The organism is Streptomyces marispadix (assembly GCF_022524345.1).
GTDB classification, from domain to species: Bacteria; Actinomycetota; Actinomycetes; order Streptomycetales; family Streptomycetaceae; genus Streptomyces; species Streptomyces marispadix.
The window spans coordinates 3558882-3578737 of the sequence record NZ_JAKWJU010000002.1; the positions used below are offsets into that span (position 1 = coordinate 3558882).

A 19856-nucleotide genomic window follows, 5' to 3' on the forward strand; every position below is an offset into this window, starting at 1 on the left:
CCGTCTCGGCGGCGGCCGCTCTCGCCGGTCCGTATCGGCCGCCCATATCGAGGAGTCCTTCGTAATCGCTCTGCCGGAAGCCTTCACGCCCACCGCCGTTTATGCAACAGTCCTCAATCAATCAGTACGACGAACCGACGTGCGGCCGTTGGGAGGTGCACCGATGCGAGGCCACGATCTGGCAGCCCTGCGGCGGCTGAACACCGTCGCCGTGCTGCGCTACCTGCGCTCCCAGGGCCCCGGCCGTCCGCAGTCGCTCAGCCAGCTCGCCGCCGCCACCGGGCTCTCGCGCCCCACCGTCGACCAGGTCGTCGAGGAGCTGACCGCACAGGGCTGGCTCACGGAGGCGTCCGACCACGGGCCCGGCCGCTCCGGCCGCCCCGCCCGCCGCTTCCGCTTCCGGGGCGAGGCGGGCAAGGTCGTAGGCGTCGACGTCGGACTGCACAAGATCGTGCTGCTGCTCTCGGACCTCGCCGGGGACGTCGTCGCGTCCCAACGCGAGGAGACCGACCCGGACATGGGCGGCGCGGAACGCCTCGCCTTCCTGCGCGCACGCATAGAGCGCTTCCTCGACGAGCAGAAGGTGCGCCCCGACGAACTCTGGGCGCTGTGCGCGGGGGTGCCGGGAATCGTCGGCGAGACGGGCCGCATCACCTCCGTGATCGTCCCCGAGTGGTCGGACTTCGAACTCGCGCGACGGCTCGGGGAGTCCTTTCCGTGCCGGATACTCGCCGAGAACGACGTCAACCTCGCGACGCTCGCCGAACACTGGCAGGGCGCGGCCCAGTTGGCCGACGACGTCGTCTGCCTGCTGATCGGCCACCGCTCCTCGTGCGGTGTACTCCTCGGCGGCAGGCTCCACCGCGGACACCGCGGCTGGGCCGGCGAGCTGGGCCTGCACCGCGGCCTCGGGCTGGCGAAGGCGCACAACGCGCTGAGCTGGCGGGGCGAGCGGCGCGAAGGCGAGTCCGAGGTGGCCGCGCTCGCACGTGCCGCGGGCGACTCCGACCCGGACGCCCTGGACGTACTCGACCGCTACGCCGGCCGCCTCGCACCCGGCATAGGCGCCCTGCTGCTGGCCGTCGACCCCGAACTCGTCGTCCTCTCGGGCGGGATGACCCCCGCCGGGGAGGTGCTCACCCCGCTGCTCACACGGCATCTGCGGGACGTCTCCCTCGATCTGCCGCTGTACGTGCCCCGCATCACCGTCAGCACGCTCGGCGAGCAGGGCGTGGCGCTGGGCGCCGTGCGCAAGGCACTCGACAGTGTCGAAGCGCTGCTGTCCGACGCCACTGGTCCGCTTCCGTCCGTACCGCCGCCGTCCGCCGCACGCTGAGCATCCCGCCGTCCGCCGCACCTGAGCATCCGAGTATCCGGCATCGGAGCATCCGGCCTCCGAGCACCGGGGCCGGGCCCACGCGAGGCCGTCCTGTCCCGACGAACCCAAGTGCACCCGCCGACCCAAGTGCGCCCGCCGACAGGCGAGTCGAGCCCGAGCCCGCCCCACTTGAATCTCCCGCGATCTCCCAGAACCTCCCCGCCCCTCCTCTCTCCCGTCCCCACACCGTCCCCACGGAGTCGCCGATGCGAAGGAGAACACTGCTCGCCGGAGCGCTCGCCGCAGCTCCCGTCGCCGCCGGTGCGGCCACCGGCTGCACCGCCGGGGGCGCGGCCTCGGCACAAGGCGCCGGAGGCCGCGTCACCATCTCGTACGGGATGTGGGACCCGCTCCAGGTCGCCGGCATGGAGAAGATCATCAAGGCGTTCGAGGCGGAGCATCCGAAGATCTCCGTCAAGATCCAGGTGACGCCGTTCACTTCGTACTGGACGACGCTCAAGACCGCCATGCGCGGCGGCTCCGCGCCCGACGTCTTCTGGATGAACGCGGTGAACCTGCGGCTCTACGCATCCGAGGGCGTACTGGAGCCGCTCGATCCGTACATCGAGCGCGACGGCTTCGACATGGGAGTCCATCCGCCCGAGCTGCTGCGGATGTACACCCACGGCGGCACCCGATACGCCATGCCGAAGGACTTCGACACCATCGGACTCTGGTACAACAAGGAGCTCTTCGACAAGGCGGGCATCAATTACCCGGACGAGAGCTGGACTTGGGACACCGTCCGGGACGCCGCCGCCGAGCTGACCGATCCGCGGTCCGGCGTGCACGGCATCGCCGCCGAGATGAGCAGGCAGTACACGTACTACAACACCATCGCCCAGGCCGGTGGATATGTCCTGCGTGACGGGCGCTCCGGCTTCGCCGACCCCCGCACCATCGACGGCCTGCGCTTCTGGACCGACCTGATCGACAGGGGCCGTTCGCCGTCGCAGAGCGCGATGACCGACACCAGGGGCCGCCAGCTCTATCTGTCGGAGCGGGTCGCCATGAACTACGACCTGTCCGCGATGGCCTCCCAGATGTACGCGGAGCCCGCCATCAAGGATCACGGCGGCGTCGCGGTGCTCCCGAAGGGACGCGAGCGGGCCACCACCATCCACGGCCTGGCCGCTGCGATATCCGGCAAGAGCCCCAACACCGAGGCGGCCTGGCAGTTCGTGAAGTTCCTCGGCTCGCGCAAGGCGGCGGAGATCCAGGCCCGCGAGGGCGTGACCATCTCCTCGTACGAAGGCACGCAGAAGACGTGGATCGAGTCGATGCCCGAGTTCGACCTGAAGGTCTTCACCGACATGCTCGACTACGCCGTCCCGTACCCCGCCTCCAAGCACACGGCGGTGTGGGAGAACCTCCAACCCCAGTTGCTGGGCGGCCCGTTCACCGGAAAGGGCGGCATCGAGGAGGCCGCCCGCACCCTGGCACGCCAGATGGACCTCGCCCTGGAACAGGAGAAGTGAGCGCCATGGCTGTCTTTCCCTCAACGGCCGCGGCCGGGCAGGCCGAACGGCGCTCGCACGGCACAGGCGCGGGCACGGGCACGGGAACGCGCAGGGGCGCCGGCGCGAACGGCGGCCGTGGCGGGCGCCCCCGATCGCAGCGTGCCGCGTACCTCTTCATCGCGCCCATCGCACTGGGCTTCCTGGTCTTCTACATCTGGCCGCTGCTGGAGACGTTCTGGTTCAGTTTCACCACCTTCGGCGCCTTCGGCGGCAACTCCTGGGTCGGCGGCGAGAACTACGAGCGCGTCGTACGGGACGTCACCGTCGGCAAGGCGCTCGGCAACACGCTGCTGTACATGGTGATGGGCCTGATGACCCTGCCCGTCGCGATCGTCCTGGCCGACCTGATGAACAGGCGCGGGCTGCGCGGCGTCCCGGTGTACCGGACCTTGTACTTCATGCCGTTCGTGACGATGCCGGCGGCCGTGGGCCTGGTGTGGAACTGGCTGTACAACGGCGACTTCGGGATGGTCAACGAGGCGCTGTCGTGGATCGGCGTCGACGGCCGCTACTGGATCTCCGATCCCTCGACCGCGGTGTACGCGATCGGCGTCGTGATGATCTGGTCCCACGTCGGCTACTACCTGATCATTTTCACCGCGGGCATCAAGGCCATACCCCGTGACTACTACGAGGCCGCCGAGATCGACGGGGCCGGGCCCGTACGGCGCTTCTTCCGGATCACGCTGCCGCTGCTGAGCCCGAGCATCTTCTTCGCGTCCGTGATCTGCGTGATCAACTCCCTTCAGCAGTTCGACCTGATCTTCGTGATGATGAGCCCCGAGAACCCGGCGCTCGGCGAGACGCAGTCGATCGTGACGCTCTTCTTCAAGTGGGCCTTCGACGAGAACTCCCAGGGGGCCGCCGCGGCGCTCGCCTTCCTGCTGATGCTGCTCATCGCGGCGCTTACGTACGTGCAGTTCCGGTTGCAGAAGAGGTGGGTGCACTATGCCTGAACCGGCCCCCGGCACACGGGACTCGGGCGCACGGGACTCGGGCGCACGGGACTCGGGCGCACGAGACCTCGCTGCGCAGGACATCGCGGCCACGCCCTCCGCCGTGCCGTCCGGCCCCGGCGCACGCCGCGGGCGGCCCCGGCCTTTCGGCGGGCGCTCCCGTCGTATCGACCCCGGTGCCCTCGCCACGCACGCGGTGCTTTCGCTGGGCGCGGTCGCCATGGTCTTCCCGTTCGTATGGCAGGTCATGACCGCGTTCAAGACGCTGCCCGAGGCTGTGCGCGTACCGCCCTCGGTGCTGCCCGAGACCTGGAACTGGGCGGGGTTCGCCCAGGTCTTCACGGCCGTGCCGTTCGGGGAGATGCTCACCAACAGCCTCCTGAACACAGCGGGCCGCACCCTGGGCCAGCTCGTCTTCTGCTCGCTGGCCGCCTACGCGTTCGCACGGCTGCGATTCCGCGGCAAGAACGTGCTGTTCGCGGTCTTCCTCTCCGTACTGATGGTGCCGCCGCAGCTCCTCGTGCTGCCGCAGCACGAGATCATGCAGAAGCTGGGGCTGCTCAACAGCGTCCCCGCGCTCTTCCTGCCGGGCATGTTCAGCGCGTTCGGCACCTTCCTGCTGCGGCAGTTCTTCCTCGCGATGCCCAGGGAGCTGGAGGAGGCCGCCCGCATCGACGGGGCCGGGCCGCTGCGGATCTTCTGGAGCATCATGCTGCCGCTCGTACGTCCCGCGCTGGCCGCGCTCGCCGTCATCACGGCCATGTGGTCGTGGAACGACCTGCTGTGGCCGCTGGTGGTCAACACCGACCCGGCGAAGGCGCCGGTGAGCGCGGGCCTGATCTCCCTTGAAGGGCAGTTCATGACGAACTGGCCGGTGCTGATGGCCGGTTCGGTGATCGCCAGTCTGCCGATGCTGCTCCTCTACGTGCTGCTTCAGCGCCACTTCGTCCAGGGCATCGCGCTCAGCGGCTCCAAGGGCTGAGCGCCGTGCGCCGAGGGGCGAGGACCGAGGGCCCGAGCACGCAGAACCCGGACCGACGACTGAGATCCAGCCACCCCTACCGGAAGGCGGTCACACATCAATGCCGGAACTCGCAGTGGGCCTGATCGGCGCGGGCGGCATCGCCCGCGCCCATCTGCCCGCCTGGCTCGCGCTGGGAGCGCGCGTCACCGTGTTCACGACCGACGACAGCGGACAGCGGCTCGCCGCCCAGTACGAGGACCGGGGCGTACGGACGGCGGGCGGCCTCGCCGAACTCCTCGACGCCGCCGAGGCCGTCGACGTCTGCACCCCCACCCACACCCACCGGGACGTCGCGCTCGCGGCGCTCCGCGCGGGCCGTCACGTCGCATGCGAGAAGCCGCTGGCGCTCACGGCCGAGGACGTGGAGGAGCTGATCGCGGCGGCGGAAAGCGCAGGTGTACTGCTCTTCCCGGCCCATGTCGTGCGCTACTTCCCGGAGTACGCGGCGATGGCGGAGGCCGTCGCCGGCGGTGCGGTGGGCGAGCCGGCGGTGCTGCGCTTCACCCGTACCGGCACCTATCCGGTGTGGTCGCCGTGGTTCGCCGATCCGGCGCTCTCCGGCGGGCTGCTCGTCGACCAGATGATCCACGACTTCGACTTCGCGAGGCTGCTCGCCGGAGAGGTGGCCCGCGTGCACGCGTGCGTACGCGGCCACCAGGAGGCGCCCGCGACAGCCGGATGCGTCGCCGCGGCCACCGCGGTGCTCACCCACGACTCCGGGGCGATCAGCCATGTGCACGGGGTGTGGGGGCTGCCGGACTCGCAGTTCCGCACGACGTTCCGCATCGCCGGGCGCGGCGGCGTGCTGCACCACGACTCCGCGCAGACGAAGGCGTTCCGGGTGATCTCCCAGGGCACGGCCGCCGAGGGCGAGGGCATTCCGTCGACGGGCCTCACCGAGAGCCCGTTCCTCACGGAGCTACGGGAGTTCGCGGAGGCGGTACGTGGCGGCCCGGCACCGCGAGTCACGGCACGGGACGGGCTCGCGGCCGTACGCATCGCGCTCGCGGCGGCCGAATCGGCCCGTACGGGGCTGGCGGTGGAACCGGAGCGCCCCGCGGGGCCCGTGGAGGCGGCAGGCGCGGCGGGGGCCCGTGGTGCCCGGCAGTCCCAGGAGGTGACCCGATGAAGGTCGGAGTGCTCTCGTTCGCCCACGTACACGCGGCGGGCTACGCGGGGCTGCTGCGCCGCATGGAGGGCGTGGAGGTCCTCACCAGCGACCCGGACGCCCACTCGGCGCCGCCGGGCGAGGAGCGGGGCGCGGAGCTGGCCGGGCGGCTCGGCGTCGAACACGTAGACAGCTACCGGGAGTTGTTCGACTGGGGCCCGGACGCGGTGGTCGTGGCCGCCGAGAACTCCCGGCACCGGCCGCTCGTCGAACTCGCCGCCAAGCACGGCGTCGACGTGCTGTGCGAGAAGCCTCTGGCCACCACGGCGGAGGACGGCGAGGCGATGGTCGCCGCCTGCCGTGAGGCGGGCGTACGGCTGGGCGTCGCCTACCCGGTGCGCTTCAGTCCGGCCTACGCGGCGCTGCGCGAGGCGGTGCGCGGCGGAGGCACCGGCCCGGTGCTGACAGTCGCCGGTGCGAACAACGGGCGGCTCCCGGCGGACGCCCGCGCCTGGTTCACGGACGCCGAACTCGCGGGCGGCGGCGCCCTGATGGACCACACGGTGCATATCGCCGACCTCCTCGACGAACTCTTCGGCGACGCGACCCGCGCCGTCGAGGTCTATGCGCAGACGAACAACCTCATGTACGGGGAGGGGAGTCCGGGCGGCGTTCCCGGCGCCGGTCCGGGCGGCGAGGGCCGGGACGACCGCCGCCCCGTGGAGGTGGAGACCGCCGGGCTCGTCACCGTCCGCTACGACAACGGCGCGGTCGCCACCATCGACTGCTCATGGAGCCACCCCGACCACCACCCCACGTGGGGCGGCCTGGAGCTCCAACTCGTGGGCGAGCGCGCCACGGTGGAGATGGACGCCTTCGGCCAGGTCGTCTCCGGCTTCGACGACAGACGCCGCGAGGGCGTGCTCCTTCCATGGGGCACGGACCTGGACGAAGCGATGATGCGGTCGTTCCTCTACGGCACCGACGACGAGAACGCGGTGCGTGTGGCCGACGGCGAGGCCGGTCTGCGCTCCCTCCGCATCGCCCTGGCGGGCTACGCCTCGGCCCGCTCGGGCCAGCCGGTACGGCTCGGGGACTGAGCCCTTGGGCCGAGGGCGTGCACGCGGTCCGGACACTGCGGGGCGACGGGGCGGCGAGCCGCATGAGGCTTGGGGGCTCGCCGCCGGTCACCAGGGGGCCGCGCCCGGCCGCCCCGTAGCGTCTTCGGCGACGACCCGCGCGACGTCCTCCGGCTGCCGTCCCGTCGTGTCCACGAGCTGCCCCGCGCCCGCCAGCCACGCCCCCAACGCGGCCTCGTACGCGGGGAGATGACGCAGGCGCCAGCCGTGGTCCGTATGAGTGCCGTCGTGCACGATCCGCCGGGTGAGCGTGTCGCGATCGGCGTGGAGCACGTAGTGGTGCACCTCGATGTCCACCGCCGCCAGGCCGGCGGCGATCTCGTCCCAGTACCGCTGCACCAGAACCGACTGGGGTACGACGAGGGTCCCGCCCACGTAGCCGAGGAGCTGGGCGGCCGTCTCGACGACGAGGTGCCGCCACGGCGGCCAGTGCTGGAAGTCACCCAGATCCGGCAGGCCCGGGATCTTGGCGAGCATCTCGCCCACAAGCTCGGTGTCGAACACCCGGGCACCCGGCACGAGCCGGGCGACCCGGACCGCGGTGGTGGTCTTCCCCGCCCCGAACGTCCCGTTCAGCCAGACGACCGCCCTGCCGACCGGACCGGGGGCCGCGCCCGGCCCCCGCCTCACTTCGCTCCGCAGGACTTCTCCTCGTACGCCTTGAACTCGCTCTCCGTCGGCTTGTAGTGCTGCTCGAAGCCCGCGTCCTCGTCCGCCAGCCTCGGGAACTGCTCGCTGAAGGCGTCGCGCCAGGTCTCGCGGAGGAACTCCTTCAGCTTGTGGTTGATCCGGCGGCAGTCCTTCTCGTGGCCCTCCGGTACGCCGACCCCGTAGAACTGGCGGTTCTCGATGTTGATGTCCTCGACCACCTCGACGTCCCCGCCGGAGTCCGACTGCGCGAAGCCCTCCAGCAGCACCCTGTCGGTCCACACCGCGTCGAACTCCCCGTCACGCAGGCCCTTGACGCATGCACCGTGGTCGCTGCGCAGTGCGATCCTCGCGTCCCGTCCGACGGCCTTGACGATCTGCTCCCGCTCCTGCCCGCCAGGGGCGCTGCCCGGGTCCGAGGTGCTGCCGACCGCCGTGCAGAGCCGCTTGCCGCCGAGGTCGTCGAGCTGCTTGATGTCCTTCTCGCCCTTGCGTACGAGGACGCCCTGGTACGTCTTGAGGTACGGCGCCGTGAAGTCGATCTTCTTGTCGCGGATGTCGGTGATGGTGTACGTGGCCACCGCGAGGTCGCCGGTGCCCTGTCTCAGCATCCGCTCACGCTCGCTGCCCGGGGCGCCCACGAGCCTTTCGCCGAAGCCGAGTTCGCGGGCGAGGAAGCGTGACAGGGCGACGTCGAAGCCCCTGTAGCCGTGCTTGCCTTCGCGGGTGCTGAAGCCGGGCTGGTCGTTCTTCACCAGCACCCTGACCTGGCCGCTCCCCAACAGCGACCCTCCGGGGGCGCCGCCTTGTGAGGAGCGCGCGGACCCGGCGTCGCCGGGGTCCGGCTTCGAATCGCCGGAGCCCGTGCACGAGGCGCAGAGTCCGAGCACCGCCGGCACTGCGAGGGCCCGCAGCACCAGCACCGAACGCCTGAACCGTGCGTTCATGTCGGCTGTCTCCTTGTGAGGTGGGTCCGCCGTGGGCGGCGCGTTCCCGCAACCCGGCGGTGTCGAGGGGGAGTTCACGGGAGTTCGGCACCCTTCAGCGTGAGCCTGACGCGGCATCCCTCGTCGCCGCTGGTGTTGAGGGTGACGTCCACCCGCAACTTCGGGCCGCCGCCCCTCAGCGGCAGGGTCGCCGACACCTCGCTGTCGAGGTTCACGTCGCTCTCGTCGGCGAGGTCGGCGCCGCTGAAGTGGAGCGAGGCCAGGGGCAGGCAGGAGGTGTGGAAGCCGTCGGCCTTGTCCTCCGCCCCGAGCTTCAACTTCAGCTCGTCGCCCTCGGATTCGGCGTTCACCGTCAGCCGCGCCACGGAACCGTCCGCCATGGCCTCGGCGTGCCGCAGCCTGGACCGGGTGGTGACGTCCTCGGACTGCGAACTCATCCAGACCACCGCGGCGGCACCGAGCAGCAGCGCGGTCACCAGAGCGCCCAGGAAGACCTTCCAGTTGCGGACCACTTCGACGCGGTCGTTCCGCTGCCCCACGGCCACCATCACGGGCACGAGCGCCAGCAGTCCGCCGACGACCGAGGCGGCGGGGCCGGGACCGTCGTCCGCGTAGACGGACCAGAGCACGACGGCCGTCGCGATGCCCAGCAGCGCCAGATAGACCGAGAAGAGAACGCAGAGGTAGCGCTTCTCCTCCGGCCCGAGCGGCGTCGCTTCTCTGCGGCCGGTTCGTCCCGCCGCGGCCATATGAGCCCCCGTTGAATCGAGTCGCGTTGAATCGGATCTCGTGCTGGAACCGGATCGGGTGCTAGAACCGGATCGGGTGCTGGAACCGGATCGCCCGGCGGCGGACGTGCTCCGCCCGGATGTCTGTCCGGTCCCCGTGCGCCGGGCTCGCACCGTCATCTGACTCCCCGCCGCCGGTCAGTCGCTGCTACAGGACTTGGCCTCGTACCGCTTGAACTCGTCCTCCGACGGCTTGTACTGCTGCTCGAAGTTCTGGTCGCTCTCGGCGAGCTTCGGAAAGTGGCTGCTGAAGGTGTTGCGCCAGGCTTCCGCGCGGAACTCCTTGAGCTTCTCGTTGATCCGGCGGCAGTCCTTCTCGTGGCCTTCCCGGATGCCGATGCCGTAGAACTGCGGGTTCTCGATCTTGATATCCCTGACCACCTTGACGTCCTTGCTGTACGGCTCGGTCTCGGCGAATCCCTCAAGCAGAACCTTGTCCGTCCATACGGCCTGGACATTGCCGTTCTGGAGTTCCTTCACGCACGTCTTGTAGTCCTTGCGCAGGCTGATCTTGGCGCTCGCGCCGAGCGCCTCCTTGAGCTGGTCCTTCTTCTTGGCGGTGTTCGGGTCGGAAGTGGAACCCGCCGCGCTGCACACGCGCCTGTCCTCCAGGTCCTCGACCTTCTCGATCGAGTTCTCGTCCCTGCGTACGAGGACTCCCTGGTACGTCTTGAGATAGGGCGCCGTGAAGTCGATCTTCTCGTCGCGTGCGTCTGTGATGGTGTACGTGGCCACCGCCAGGTCGGCGTCGTGGTCGATCAGCCGCTGCTCGCGGTCACCGGCGGGAACGTCGTGCGCGTACTTGTCGAAGTGCATCCGATTGGCGAGGAAGTCGATCAACGCGATGTCGAAACCGGCGTATTCGTATTCCGAGCTGCTGCGCGTGCTGAAGCCCGGCAGCCCCTTCATTACCTCGATGGACACCGAGGGCTGCTCGAAGATGGATTTCCGTGCGGAACCGGAACCCGAATCTCCCGGCCGGTCGCCCCCCTCTGACGAACCGCACGCAGGAGCGAGCAGACCGAGTACGGGCAGGCAGAGGACCGCCCCGAGACGTAAGCGCCGAACTCCGGCGATCATGGTTCTCCTTGGGTCGCGAACAGTGAACGGTCCTCGCAACGGGCGAGGGTGCCGCATTGGGGAGACAGGCGCGGAACAACCCCTGACGCCCGTCTTCGCGCCCGAAAGGGCAGTTGCCTCCGGCACTCACACCGGCCCGTCGCACAGGGCGCGCGCGTGCAGGGCGCCAAGAATGCCACAAAGCAACGTTGAAGCGCGTCAAAAAGGGCGCACAGCAAAGGAGTTACGTATTCGTGGCGGAGCGGTTGCATGGACGTGTCGCTACCGCCGCGTTGCTCCTTTGTCTCTTCACCCGTCCTCGGCAAGACCCGCCTCGGCTCTTCACGTGGCCCGCCCCATTCCTGAGCATTCCAAGCAGCCGGGGAGACTTCACCGGCAGACTTCATCGGGGGTTTCCCGAACGCCCGCGCTCCGGCACGCGCCCCGGAATGCCTTCACTCACTTTCGCGGCTCGTCCGGAGACGAACTCGCCGTCCCCTCCGGCCACTTGTCGCGGTAGTGCCGGATCAGCCACACGCCGGTCACTACCCCGAGCACCGCCGCGGCCCACTCGAACCAGCCCGGGTCACTCCAGTCGGCGTCGACGACGCAGATCACACAGAGCACGAAGAAGCCCGCCTCGCCCTGCCAGCGCAGCGCCTCCTTCGTGGGCCTGGGGGCGCGTCCCTCCTCCACGAGGGTCAGCGCGTACTCCTCGGCGTCGCCGAACTCCTCCTCGGGCAGCGCACCCGTCGACTCCAGATGCGCCTCCGTCTCGGCGACGATGCGCCGGGCGACCCGTCGGGAGACGCGGTGACGCCCACGCAGAAGCCCTTCGAGACGGCGAAGCCAGTCGGCGGTGTCCGTGCCGCCTCCGTCCGTGCTGCTGCCGTCCGCGTCGCCGCCGCGCCGCGACCGGCCGTGAGCGCGGCCGCCCGTCAGCAGGCGTTCGTACACCGACCCCAACCGCCCCGGTTCCGCCGGGCGTTCGGTGCGCCAGCCCAGCCAGAGCAGCAGGAACCCGCAGAGGACGACGGTCGCCGACGGCACCCGTACCAGTTCCGTACGCGGCAGATACTGCGTCGACAGGGCCACCGGAATCCCCATCGCGGCGGCACCGGCGAGCGTCGCCGTCGCCGCGCGGGGGCGGCCCGCGGTGCGCAGCGTGTAGCCCACCGCCGCGATGGAGAAGACCACGGCGAGGAGGGCCATGCCGGTAAGCCTCGCCGCGTCCACATCGACCCACAGTCCGTTGCGTATCCACACCAGGACCCCGCCGACTGCGGCGACAAGGCCGGGCGCGACGAGCGGGAGCCCCCAGTAGTCGTCGACGGAGAGGTCGTGCGGGTAGTCCCGCTGGGCACGCCGCGCGGCCGGTGTACGGGCGGCGGCCAGGCTGTCCGCGTACTGCTCCGGGGTGCCGAAGGCCTGCTCGGGACTCTCGCCGGACTCGGCGCAGTGGGCCAGGGCCTCCGCCACGGCGCTCTCGGCCGTCTCCAGCTCCACGCCCCGGTACAGCAGACACCAGGTGACCCGCTCTCCCCAGGACTCCGCTTCTTCTGTCGACGATCCGGCCTGCGGCTCGGACTGCGGCGCCGACGTCTCGGGCGGTGTCCCGGTCCGGGGTCCTGTCTGTGTCCCCGCCTGTGTCCCGGGTTCGTGCTTCGCCGTCTCACTCATCGGATGCCGCCTTCCTCGACGCTTCTCGTGGTGCGCGTGCGGTGCCTGGTGTCCGCCGCGCTCGCGGCGTTCTCGCTACGTGTGCTACGTGTCGTCGCCCCGGTGCCCACGGCGCCCGTACTGCTCAGCAGCCGGTCCATGCGCTCGGCGAACTCGCCCCAGCGGACGCCCTGTTCGGCCAGCCAGCGGGCGCCGCGCCCCGTGAGCGAATAGACCTTGCGCCCCGGGCCGCCCGCTCCCGCCGCCCATGTCGAGCTGAGAATCCCGTCCGACTCCAGCCGCGCCAGCACGGGGTAGAGCACCCCGCCCTTCAGCCGTCCGAAGCCCGCCTCGTTCAGGCGCTGCGCAACGGCGTAGCCGTGGTTGTCGCCCTCTGCCAGCACCGCGGCGGCGGCCAGTTCGATCACGCCGCGCAGCCAGGCGGCGGGCTCCTCGTTCGTCGCTCCGGTGGTCACGAGTAGAGAGTAGACCAGATTCGGCACTAGTCAATTTTCTGACTAGTGCCCGTCCGTTCAGGGTCTCCCGCGCTTCGCCCGCGAGGCATACGGCCACCCGGCCCTTCGCCCGATGCCGTACATACGCCGCGGAGCCCACAATCAGAGAGGAAGTCGGAGTGAACGGACCGGAGAGGAGAGCCCCATGTCGTACCCGGAGCCCCGCTATCTCGGCGAGGGAGGCGAGGCCACCGCACTGTTCCGCCCCGCGAGCACCGGCCCCGACCTCACGAGCGGGACGGGCAACCGAACGCACTACCTCGCCACCGGCGCCGGCACGGAAGGCGAATTCGGGCTCTACAAGGTGGAGTTGGGGCCGCGCTCACCCGGCCCGAGCACCCACTTCCACCGGGCGATCTCGGAGTCCTTCTACGTACTGTCCGGGGAGCTTCAGCTCTTCGACGGCGAACGATCGGCCACGGGCCGCGAGGGCGACTTCCTCTACGTACCGCCCGGCGGACTCCACGCGTTCAAGAACACCGCCGACGAGCCGGTGTCGATGCTGCTGCTCTTCACGCCGGGCGCGCCCCGCGAGGAGTACTTCGAGCGGATCGGCGAGATGACGCAGCGCGGCGGCAAGGAGCTGGAGGACTTCCTCGTGAAGCACGACAGCTTCTTCGTCGGCGACGACGGATGAGCTCCGCGCCCAGCGCCCAGCGCCCAGCGCACGGCCACGGCTCAGGCTCCCGGCCCCGGGGGTGAGCCACCCGGGGCCGTCATGGGGGCCCACGCGGTGACGCTCGCCGTGGAGCTGCACGCCGGGAGCGAAAGCGTGCGCCAAGTGACCGCTGCCGACGCCCGGTTGATCCCTTCGCGTCCGCGCCGGGCACGGCATCGCATCGAAGAGGCCCGCGCGTACCAGCTCGACGGAAAGCCCGAGACGGCGCTGGAGACGCTGGACAAGGCTCACGCCAACGCGCCCGAAACGATCCGGTACAACGGGTACGCGCGCCGCATCATCCTTGAGGAGACCGAGGCGAAGGCACCCGAGCGCAGGCGCCGCGCCTCCGAACTCGCAGTGAAGGTCGGTCTGTTGGCGGCCTGACCACGCAGGGGCAGAAATCCTGCCCCTGCTCCCCGGCGAGCGTTTCTACGGTCGGTGAGTGGCCTCAGGCCGCATGACCCTTCAGGTTGGCGACCTCCCGTGCCCGCTCGTTCAGCTCACGCACCGCGCGCACCCTGCCGTACGGACGGACCCGGCTCCGCATCGTGTCGAAGTGCTCGTCGCCTCTCGACGTGCTCAACTGCACGTAATCGTCGAGGAAGGCGTGCCAGGTCGCACAGGCGGCGTCCACGTGTCCGAGCTCGAACTGCCGTTGTGCGAGCAGCGCGTTGGAGTGGACGCGTCCCTGGCGCTCCTGCCTGGGCTGGACGCGCAGGCACTCCTTCATGGCCGCGATCGACCCGGCGAGGTCCTTGAACTCGTAGAGCACGTGCGAGACATGGAACTGGTACGCGCTCGCGTCGTATCCACCGACGGCTTCGCGTCGGCTGTCCGCCTTGGACAGCGCCGTCTCGGCTTCCCTCAGCCGAGCCATCGCGCGTTGCCTGCTGCCCGTCATCGACTCGGCGTGCGCCTGCTGCCCGGCGAGGAACGCCTTCAGCCGCGGGCCCGCCTTGGGCGATGCCGCGGCGGCCGAGTTCGCCAGTTCCAACGCCTTCGTGCCGTAGCCCAAGTTGGACGCCTGGAGACTCATCCCCCGGAGGGTGCGGCAGTACGTCACGTGATCCTCCGCGGCACCGGCCAGCCTCAGAGCACGCACGTAATACCGCTGCCCAAGCCCGTGGCGACGCTCGTACATCGCCATCCACCCTGTGAGGTACACGAGATCGGAGGCGGCGGCGAGCATGTCCTTGCGCACTTCCTCGCTCGCGGACGCCTTCAGATAGGGCGCTACGGTGTTCACCAGGAAGGCCGCAGCCATAGGCCGCGCGTGCCCGCCACCGAGTTCGTCGAGGATGTCGGCGATCTTCTCGGTCATCGACCGTACGGTTGCCACCTCGCCCTCACCGATGCGGGCCGCGCGCATCGTGGTCGCGGTCGCCGAACGGCCGTGCACTTCGGCGAACCCCGGGACCGGGACTGCGGCCGAATAGACCCCTGCGGCGAGCACACTTCGGCGAGACGGGTCCATGTCCTGCCTTCCGACGTCGAGGAGTTCAGAGACAGTGTCGCCGTCGCTTCCCGTGCCGTCGGACTCCTTCGAGGCGAATCCGGCTTCCCGCAGGGTCACGGGCCGTTTCAGCTTGCGCGATAACGCTTCCACGATGATGGGCCTGACCTGTGCCTTTGGCATGGTGCCCCTGACCCAGTGCGACACGGCCGTCTGGTCGTAGCGAAGTTGCAAACCTGCCTCCGCACCGGTCCGGTTCACGGCTGAGGCCATCTGCGTCCGCGACCATCCAGCCTGGTCAAGCAGGGTGGCAAGAGCGGAGTTACGGGTGCGTGCCATGGTCAACTCCCGACAGCTTTCATGGCTTTCATGCTTTGCCCACTCGCCAACGCTACCCGCCTGGTAGCGCTGTGCAGTTACCTCGTCGCAGGCAATCACGCGATCAGGACGAGGAATTCATGGCCGCCGTCACTTTGAACCGGACATCGCCGCCCGGAGGGCTCGACGTCGAGTTGCGGGACGCAGGAGCGTTCCGGGGCGCGGCCGGACTCCCGGTCGTCCCGACGTCGCCTGCCGCGACGCAGGCGCCCACTACCGAAGACCGTTCGGGGAGTGCGCGGTGATGCCCGAGGAACTCACCCAGGCGTGCGGTGGCCACAGCAGCCCGGTTCGCCGCCCCGCGATGGTGCCCTACATCACCCAGTGGAGCGGCGAAGAAGTCGCCCCGCGTCCCAAGATGGTCATGCGCAGAGGCCGTATCGCCTTCGCCGACGAGCGTCCCTACGACCGCGACTCCCGCGGCGTCCTGTGGGCCCGCACCCCGTGCCAACCGGGCAAGGGCAGGCCGCAGTTCGGCCTCGTACACCCCCTGCGGCAGCGCAACGCCGTGGAACGCCTTCTCTGCCAGGTGTGCGGCGGTCCGGCCGACCGCGACGCCGACGGCGTCCTCTGGCTCCTCACCGATGAACCCACCGATGAACCCACCGAAGAACCGGGCACCCCCGCCGACGCGGGGTCCGAAGACGTCGTCACGGAGCACCCGCCGCTCTGTCTGCCCTGCGCCCGCATCGCCGTCACCGCGTGCCCCCGACTGCGGCGCGACTTCACCGCCGTACGCGTCCGCGCCCTCGAACAAGCCGGGGTTCGCGGAGCCCTCTACCGGCCCGCCGCTCCGCGTCCGGTCCCGGTCGACGCGGTCTCCGTCGCCTTCGACGACCCCGTCGTCGACTGGGTACGCGCAGGCAAACTCCTGCTCCGCCTCACCGAGTTCCGGCCCGTGTCCCTCGATACGGCGGTCCCCGCCACCGGGACGTGAGGCCGCTTCCCCAAGGGCCGCTCGGAGCCCGGGACCGGAAACGGCACGGCGGCCCAAGTGCCCCGCCGTGCCGTTCCGTTGCGTCGCGTCACGCGTCAGCCGTCGTGCGGGCCGTCACGCGCCGACCCGCCGCGAGCGGCGGCGGTCAGCCGTCCGCCGCACCGTCCCGCAGCCACACCGTCGTCTCGCCCGGGAGCCCCTCCCCGTTCAACGGGCCGCTGCTCAGCAGCACTTCACCCTCCGGCAGCGGCCTGGTCTCCGTACCGAAGTTGGTCAGGCAGTGCCAGCCGTCGGGCCGTACGAAGTGCAGCACGCCGTCCGAGGCCGTCTCCTCGTCGCTTAGCCACGTCAGCGACTCGTCCGTGCCGACGAGCTTGTGGCGCAGCCGCAGCGCCTCCCGGTACAGCTCCAGCGTGGAGTCCTCCTCGCCCTCCTGTGCCTCGGCCGACAGCTCGCCGAAGTACGCGGGCTGCGGCAGCCAAGGGCTCTCGCCGTCCTCCGTGCCGAAGCCGAACGACGGGCCCGTACGCGTCCAGGGCAGCGGTACGCGGCAGCCGTCGCGCCCCTTGCGGGTGTGCGAGCTGCGTTCCCACACCGGGTCCTGGAGCTCGTCCTCCGTGAGGCTCGCGACCTCCGGCAGGCCCAGCTCCTCGCCCTGGTACATGTACGCGGACCCCGGCAGCGCCAGCTCCAGCATCGTCGCCGCACGGGCCCGGCGCAGGCCGCGCTCCGCGTCCGCCTCAGGGCGGGTGCCGCCGCTCAGCAGCCACTCGTCGGTGTCGGCGCCCTCGGGGAGCGCGAAGCGCGAGGCGTGCCTGATCACGTCGTGGTTGGAGAGCACCCAGGTCGCGGAGGCGCCCGCGTCCTGAGCCGTACGCAGGGATTCGTCGATCACGGAGCGCAGCTCCCGCGCGTCCCAACCGGTCTTCAGATACTCGAAGTTGAACGCCTGGCCCAGCCCCTCGGGACGTGCGTAGAGCACCAGGCGGTGCCGCTTCACCCACGCCTCGGCGATGCCGACGCGGGGCGGGTCGTACTCGTTGAAGACCTCGCGCCACTCGCGGTATATCTCGTGCACCTCGTCGCGGTCCCAGAACGGGTGGGTGCCGTCCTCGATCTCCGCCATCTGCTCGTCGTAGGAGCGGGGCCCCATGTCGCGCAGCGGTTCGTCGAGGTCCTTCATCAGGGCGTTGGCCACGTCGATGCGGTAGCCGTCCACTCCTCTGTCCGACCAGAAGCGGAGCGTCTTGCGGAAGTCGGCGCGCACCTCGGGGTTCTCCCAGTTGAGGTCCGGCTGCTCCGGGGCGAACAGATGCATGTACCACCAGCCGTCGGGAAGCCGGCTCCAGGCGGGCCCGCCGAAGGCGGACTCCCAGTCGGCGGGCGGCAGTTCGCCGTTCTCGCCCCTGCCCTGGCGGAAGATGTAGCGGTCGCGCTCGGGCGATCCGGGCTCGGCGCGCAGCGCCGCCTGGAACCACTCGTGGTCATTGGACGTGTGGTTGGGGACGATGTCGATGATGACCTTGATGCCGAAGCGGTGCGCCTCGGCGACCATCTCGTCGAAGTCGTCGAGCGTGCCGAGCCGGGGGTCGACGTCGCGGTAGTCGGCCACGTCGTAGCCCCCGTCGGCCAGTGCCGACGGGTAGAAGGGGCTCAACCAGACGGCGTCGACGCCCAGTTCGGCGAGGTAGGGCAGCCGCGAGGTGATGCCCCGGATGTCGCCGAGCCCGTCGCCGTCGGAGTCGGCGAAGCTGCGGGGGTAGATCTGGTAGACGGCGGCCTGGCGCCACCAGTCGGGGCCGTCCTGGCGGTGCGGTGCTGTGGTGTCGGTCACGTCGATTCCTCGCAGTGCGGTGCGGGTCCGGTCATGGTCGTTACTCGTTGCTGGTGTTACTCGGTCGTGCTCTCCGCATGGCTTCCGTGCGTGCCGTATGCGGAACGTGCGTTCCGCTCGCGGTGCGTACGGCTGCCGTACGGTTCTTGGGATTCGTACTCAGCGGTCCTGCTCTGTATTCGGTTGTTGTCCGGGCACGCGTGGTTCGGCATGCGGAGGCCCGGAGTCCAGGTGGCCGCGGTGGGGGACGCGGCGGCCGTACGGGCGCGCGCCGATGAGGCGCGCTCCCGGCGACTGCGGTGCGGGATGCGGCGGGACGTGGTCGTGGGTGTGGTGAGTACGGACGGCCTTCGGGGGACGGCCGCGCCTTTGCGGCCCGTCCCGGCGTCCGGGCGGCTGTGCGGTTCTGCGGTTCTGCGGTTCTGGGCTACGGGTTCTGCGGCCTTCGGACCGCGTGGCTCCCGCCGGACCCTGTCCGGCCAGGCCCGCCGCGTACCGGCCGTACAGGCAGACGCGTCAGCGGCGCGGCGGGGCGATCGAGTCTCTGCGGCGTACCGGCATGGGAATCCGGTGTACCGCCGGCACCGGTTCGGGCGACAACAGTAACGACACCGCCGCCCGGCCCATCTCCCGGTGGGGCAGTGCGACGGATGTGAGAGCGGGACGCAGCCACGACGCCAGCTCGGAGTCGTCGAACGAGAGCACCGACACATCCTGCGGCACGGACAGCCCGGACTCGTCGGCGGCCTGGTAGACGCCGAACGCCAGCCGGTCGTTGCAGCAGACGACGGCCGTCGGCCGCGGCCCGGCTGCCAGCAGCGAACGGGCCGCGCGATAGCCGTACTCGGGCGCCGACCAGTCGCATTCGGAGACGCCCGACAGCCGCACGCCCGCCTCCGCCAGGCCCCGTTCGAGACCGCGCATCCGCTCACGGCCCGCGTACACACCGTCCGGGGTGCGGCGGGTGAAGTGACGACCGCCCACGACATGGATGCCCTCGCGGTGCCCGGCCTCCAGCAGCAGCTTCGCCGCCTGCCGCCCCGCCGCCTCCTCGTCCGGCACGACGGACGTGAACTCACCGCTCTCGTCGAGGCAGTTGAGCAGCACCGACGGATGGGAGCGCACCTGGTCCGGCAGCCTGCGGACACGGGTCGACATGGCCGCATGGATCAGGCCGTCGACCTGCCGGTCGAGCATCCCCTGGAGCAGCCTGCGTTCCGCCTCCGGGTCGTCGCCGCTCTCCGCGAAGTAGAGCAGATGGTTCCGCTCCAGCGCGGCCTCCAGGGCCCCCTGGATCATCTCGCCCGCGTAGTGGGTGCTGGCGACTATGTCCGAGACCAGGCCGACGGTGTGGGTCTTGCGGGTGCGCAGGCTCTGCGCCGTGAGGTTCGGCCGGTAGCCCAACTCCTCGGCCGCGCCCAGGATTCGCTGCCGCGCCTCGATGGAGATGCGGGTGTCCTCGCGGCCGGAGAGCACGAAGGAGACCGTCGTACGCGAGACCCCGGCACGGCGTGCGACATCGGCCTGGGTGACGCGCGATGGCGACGGCGGCATGTACCCCTCCAGGTAACTCGATCTAGCTTGAGCATCACCTGGGCTTCGTCGAAGTGTCAACGGTTTTTCGAGCCGGTCGGGCCGCCTCGGCGCCGGGCCGCAGTCACGGTTCGTGCCGGAGGTCTTGACAGGGGTGCTTCAAGGGAAACATCCTCCTGCTCACTCGATTTAACCTCGCGGTTCCTCAACTGCCGCGGTTCGAGTGTGCCTTGCGGGGACCGGTGGCCGAACGGCCCTCCGTGCCCCCGGGCGGGAAGCGCGGCAGGTACTCGCAGGACCGGCTCACAGCTTCACTGCG

17 protein-coding genes and 1 pseudogene are annotated in these 19856 nt (G+C 70.3%); 9 read left to right on the top strand and 9 right to left on the bottom strand.

Translation table 11 applies throughout. The annotated features are described in order from the left end of the window. Nucleotides 1–163: 163 nt before the first annotated feature. The 6 genes from MMA15_RS14820 (at nt 164) to MMA15_RS14845 (ending at nt 7086) form a co-directional block, all read left to right on the top strand. Nucleotides 164–1336 carry an ROK family transcriptional regulator gene (locus MMA15_RS14820; RefSeq protein ID WP_241060176.1) on the top strand — a complete coding sequence of 391 codons (1173 nt, stop codon included), beginning with the start codon at nt 164–166 and terminating at the stop codon, nt 1334–1336. Between the two features lie 248 nt (nt 1337–1584). Then, the gene (locus MMA15_RS14825) at nt 1585–2856 is read left to right on the top strand and encodes an ABC transporter substrate-binding protein (RefSeq protein WP_241060178.1); all 1272 of its coding nucleotides are present in this window, start codon (nt 1585–1587) and stop codon (nt 2854–2856) included. Nucleotides 2857–2861: 5 nt separating this feature from the next. After that, a complete protein-coding gene (locus MMA15_RS14830) occupies nt 2862–3854 on the top strand; it encodes a carbohydrate ABC transporter permease (RefSeq protein WP_241060180.1) in 993 nt (330 codons plus the stop codon). Next, nucleotides 3847–4836: a carbohydrate ABC transporter permease gene (locus tag MMA15_RS14835; protein ID WP_241060182.1), complete on the top strand. Its 990-nt coding sequence runs from the start codon at nt 3847–3849 to the stop codon at nt 4834–4836. The genes MMA15_RS14830 and MMA15_RS14835 overlap by 8 nt, the downstream gene beginning before the upstream one ends. 100 nt (nt 4837–4936) lie before the next feature. Further along, a complete protein-coding gene (locus MMA15_RS14840) occupies nt 4937–6007 on the top strand; it encodes a Gfo/Idh/MocA family protein (protein WP_277400279.1) in 1071 nt (356 codons plus the stop codon). After that, the gene (locus tag MMA15_RS14845) at nt 6004–7086 is read left to right on the top strand and encodes a Gfo/Idh/MocA family protein (RefSeq protein WP_241060184.1); all 1083 of its coding nucleotides are present in this window, start codon (nt 6004–6006) and stop codon (nt 7084–7086) included. Before MMA15_RS14840 ends, MMA15_RS14845 begins: the two co-directional genes overlap by 4 nt. Nucleotides 7087–7173: 87 nt before the next feature. Here MMA15_RS14845 and MMA15_RS14850 read toward each other — a convergent pair whose 3' ends face one another. From MMA15_RS14850 to MMA15_RS14875, 6 genes are all read right to left on the bottom strand, one after another. After that, nucleotides 7174–7755: a nucleoside/nucleotide kinase family protein gene (locus MMA15_RS14850; RefSeq protein WP_241060186.1), complete on the bottom strand. Its 582-nt coding sequence runs from the start codon at nt 7753–7755 to the stop codon at nt 7174–7176. After that, nucleotides 7752–8720, bottom strand: coding sequence for a transporter substrate-binding domain-containing protein (locus MMA15_RS14855; RefSeq protein ID WP_241060187.1), 969 nt, complete (start codon nt 8718–8720; stop codon nt 7752–7754). Before MMA15_RS14855 ends, MMA15_RS14850 begins: the two co-directional genes overlap by 4 nt. A gap of 74 nt (nt 8721–8794) precedes the next feature. After that, nucleotides 8795–9469: a hypothetical protein gene (locus MMA15_RS14860; protein WP_241060189.1), complete on the bottom strand. Its 675-nt coding sequence runs from the start codon at nt 9467–9469 to the stop codon at nt 8795–8797. A 177-nt stretch (nt 9470–9646) separates the two neighbouring features. After that, nucleotides 9647–10432 (bottom strand): transporter substrate-binding domain-containing protein, encoded by a 786-nt coding sequence (locus MMA15_RS14865; protein WP_241060191.1) that lies wholly within the window; start codon nt 10430–10432, stop codon nt 9647–9649. Between the two features lie 594 nt (nt 10433–11026). Continuing rightward, a complete protein-coding gene (locus MMA15_RS14870) occupies nt 11027–12247 on the bottom strand; it encodes a hypothetical protein (protein ID WP_241060193.1) in 1221 nt (406 codons plus the stop codon). Further along, nucleotides 12244–12702: a PadR family transcriptional regulator gene (locus MMA15_RS14875; protein ID WP_241060195.1), complete on the bottom strand. Its 459-nt coding sequence runs from the start codon at nt 12700–12702 to the stop codon at nt 12244–12246. The genes MMA15_RS14870 and MMA15_RS14875 overlap by 4 nt, the downstream gene beginning before the upstream one ends. A gap of 184 nt (nt 12703–12886) precedes the next feature. Here MMA15_RS14875 and MMA15_RS14880 point away from each other — a divergent pair, with 184 nt between their 5' ends. Both MMA15_RS14880 and MMA15_RS14885 read left to right on the top strand, forming a co-directional pair. Further along, on the top strand, nt 12887–13378 hold the full coding sequence (locus MMA15_RS14880) for a cupin domain-containing protein (RefSeq protein WP_241060197.1): 492 nt from the start codon (nt 12887–12889) through the stop codon (nt 13376–13378). Between the two features lie 75 nt (nt 13379–13453). Further along, nucleotides 13454–13786 (top strand): annotated as a pseudogene (locus MMA15_RS14885) (XRE family transcriptional regulator); the annotation flags it as partial. A 64-nt stretch (nt 13787–13850) separates the two neighbouring features. Here the strand turns inward: MMA15_RS14885 and MMA15_RS14890 are convergent. Continuing rightward, entirely contained in the window at nt 13851–15194 is a 1344-nt protein-coding gene (locus MMA15_RS14890) for an NsdA family TPR-like regulatory protein (protein WP_241063200.1), read from the bottom strand. Nucleotides 15195–15477: 283 nt separating this feature from the next. Between MMA15_RS14890 and MMA15_RS14895 the strand changes: the two genes are divergently transcribed. Then, on the top strand, nt 15478–16170 hold the full coding sequence (locus tag MMA15_RS14895; protein ID WP_241060199.1) for a hypothetical protein: 693 nt from the start codon (nt 15478–15480) through the stop codon (nt 16168–16170). Nucleotides 16171–16315: 145 nt separating this feature from the next. Here MMA15_RS14895 and MMA15_RS14900 read toward each other — a convergent pair whose 3' ends face one another. Then, nucleotides 16316–18004, bottom strand: coding sequence for a glycoside hydrolase family 13 protein (locus tag MMA15_RS14900; RefSeq protein WP_372498241.1), 1689 nt, complete (start codon nt 18002–18004; stop codon nt 16316–16318). A gap of 516 nt (nt 18005–18520) precedes the next feature. Beyond that, nucleotides 18521–19558, bottom strand: a complete 1038-nt coding sequence (locus MMA15_RS14905; protein ID WP_241060201.1) for a LacI family DNA-binding transcriptional regulator — start codon at nt 19556–19558, stop codon at nt 18521–18523. Between the last annotated feature and the right edge of the window lie 298 nt (nt 19559–19856).

What these genes read in the sequence shown, in the direction of transcription:
- MMA15_RS14820 (WP_241060176.1), top strand. Translation starts at nt 164, where the DNA reads ATGCGAGGCCACGATCTGGCAGCCCTGCGGCGGCTGAACACCGTCGCC.
- MMA15_RS14825 (WP_241060178.1), top strand. Translation starts at nt 1,585, where the DNA reads ATGCGAAGGAGAACACTGCTCGCCGGAGCGCTCGCCGCAGCTCCCGTC.
- MMA15_RS14830 (WP_241060180.1), top strand. Translation starts at nt 2,862, where the DNA reads ATGGCTGTCTTTCCCTCAACGGCCGCGGCCGGGCAGGCCGAACGGCGC.
- MMA15_RS14835 (WP_241060182.1), top strand. Translation starts at nt 3,847, where the DNA reads ATGCCTGAACCGGCCCCCGGCACACGGGACTCGGGCGCACGGGACTCG.
- MMA15_RS14840 (WP_277400279.1), top strand. Translation starts at nt 4,937, where the DNA reads ATGCCGGAACTCGCAGTGGGCCTGATCGGCGCGGGCGGCATCGCCCGC.
- MMA15_RS14845 (WP_241060184.1), top strand. Translation starts at nt 6,004, where the DNA reads ATGAAGGTCGGAGTGCTCTCGTTCGCCCACGTACACGCGGCGGGCTAC.
- MMA15_RS14855 (WP_241060187.1), bottom strand. Translation starts at nt 8,720, where the DNA reads ATGAACGCACGGTTCAGGCGTTCGGTGCTGGTGCTGCGGGCCCTCGCA.
- MMA15_RS14860 (WP_241060189.1), bottom strand. Translation starts at nt 9,469, where the DNA reads ATGGCCGCGGCGGGACGAACCGGCCGCAGAGAAGCGACGCCGCTCGGG.
- MMA15_RS14870 (WP_241060193.1), bottom strand. Translation starts at nt 12,247, where the DNA reads ATGAGTGAGACGGCGAAGCACGAACCCGGGACACAGGCGGGGACACAG.
- MMA15_RS14880 (WP_241060197.1), top strand. Translation starts at nt 12,887, where the DNA reads ATGTCGTACCCGGAGCCCCGCTATCTCGGCGAGGGAGGCGAGGCCACC.
- MMA15_RS14890 (WP_241063200.1), bottom strand. Translation starts at nt 15,194, where the DNA reads ATGGCACGCACCCGTAACTCCGCTCTTGCCACCCTGCTTGACCAGGCT.
- MMA15_RS14895 (WP_241060199.1), top strand. Translation starts at nt 15,478, where the DNA reads ATGCCCGAGGAACTCACCCAGGCGTGCGGTGGCCACAGCAGCCCGGTT.
- MMA15_RS14905 (WP_241060201.1), bottom strand. Translation starts at nt 19,558, where the DNA reads ATGCCGCCGTCGCCATCGCGCGTCACCCAGGCCGATGTCGCACGCCGT.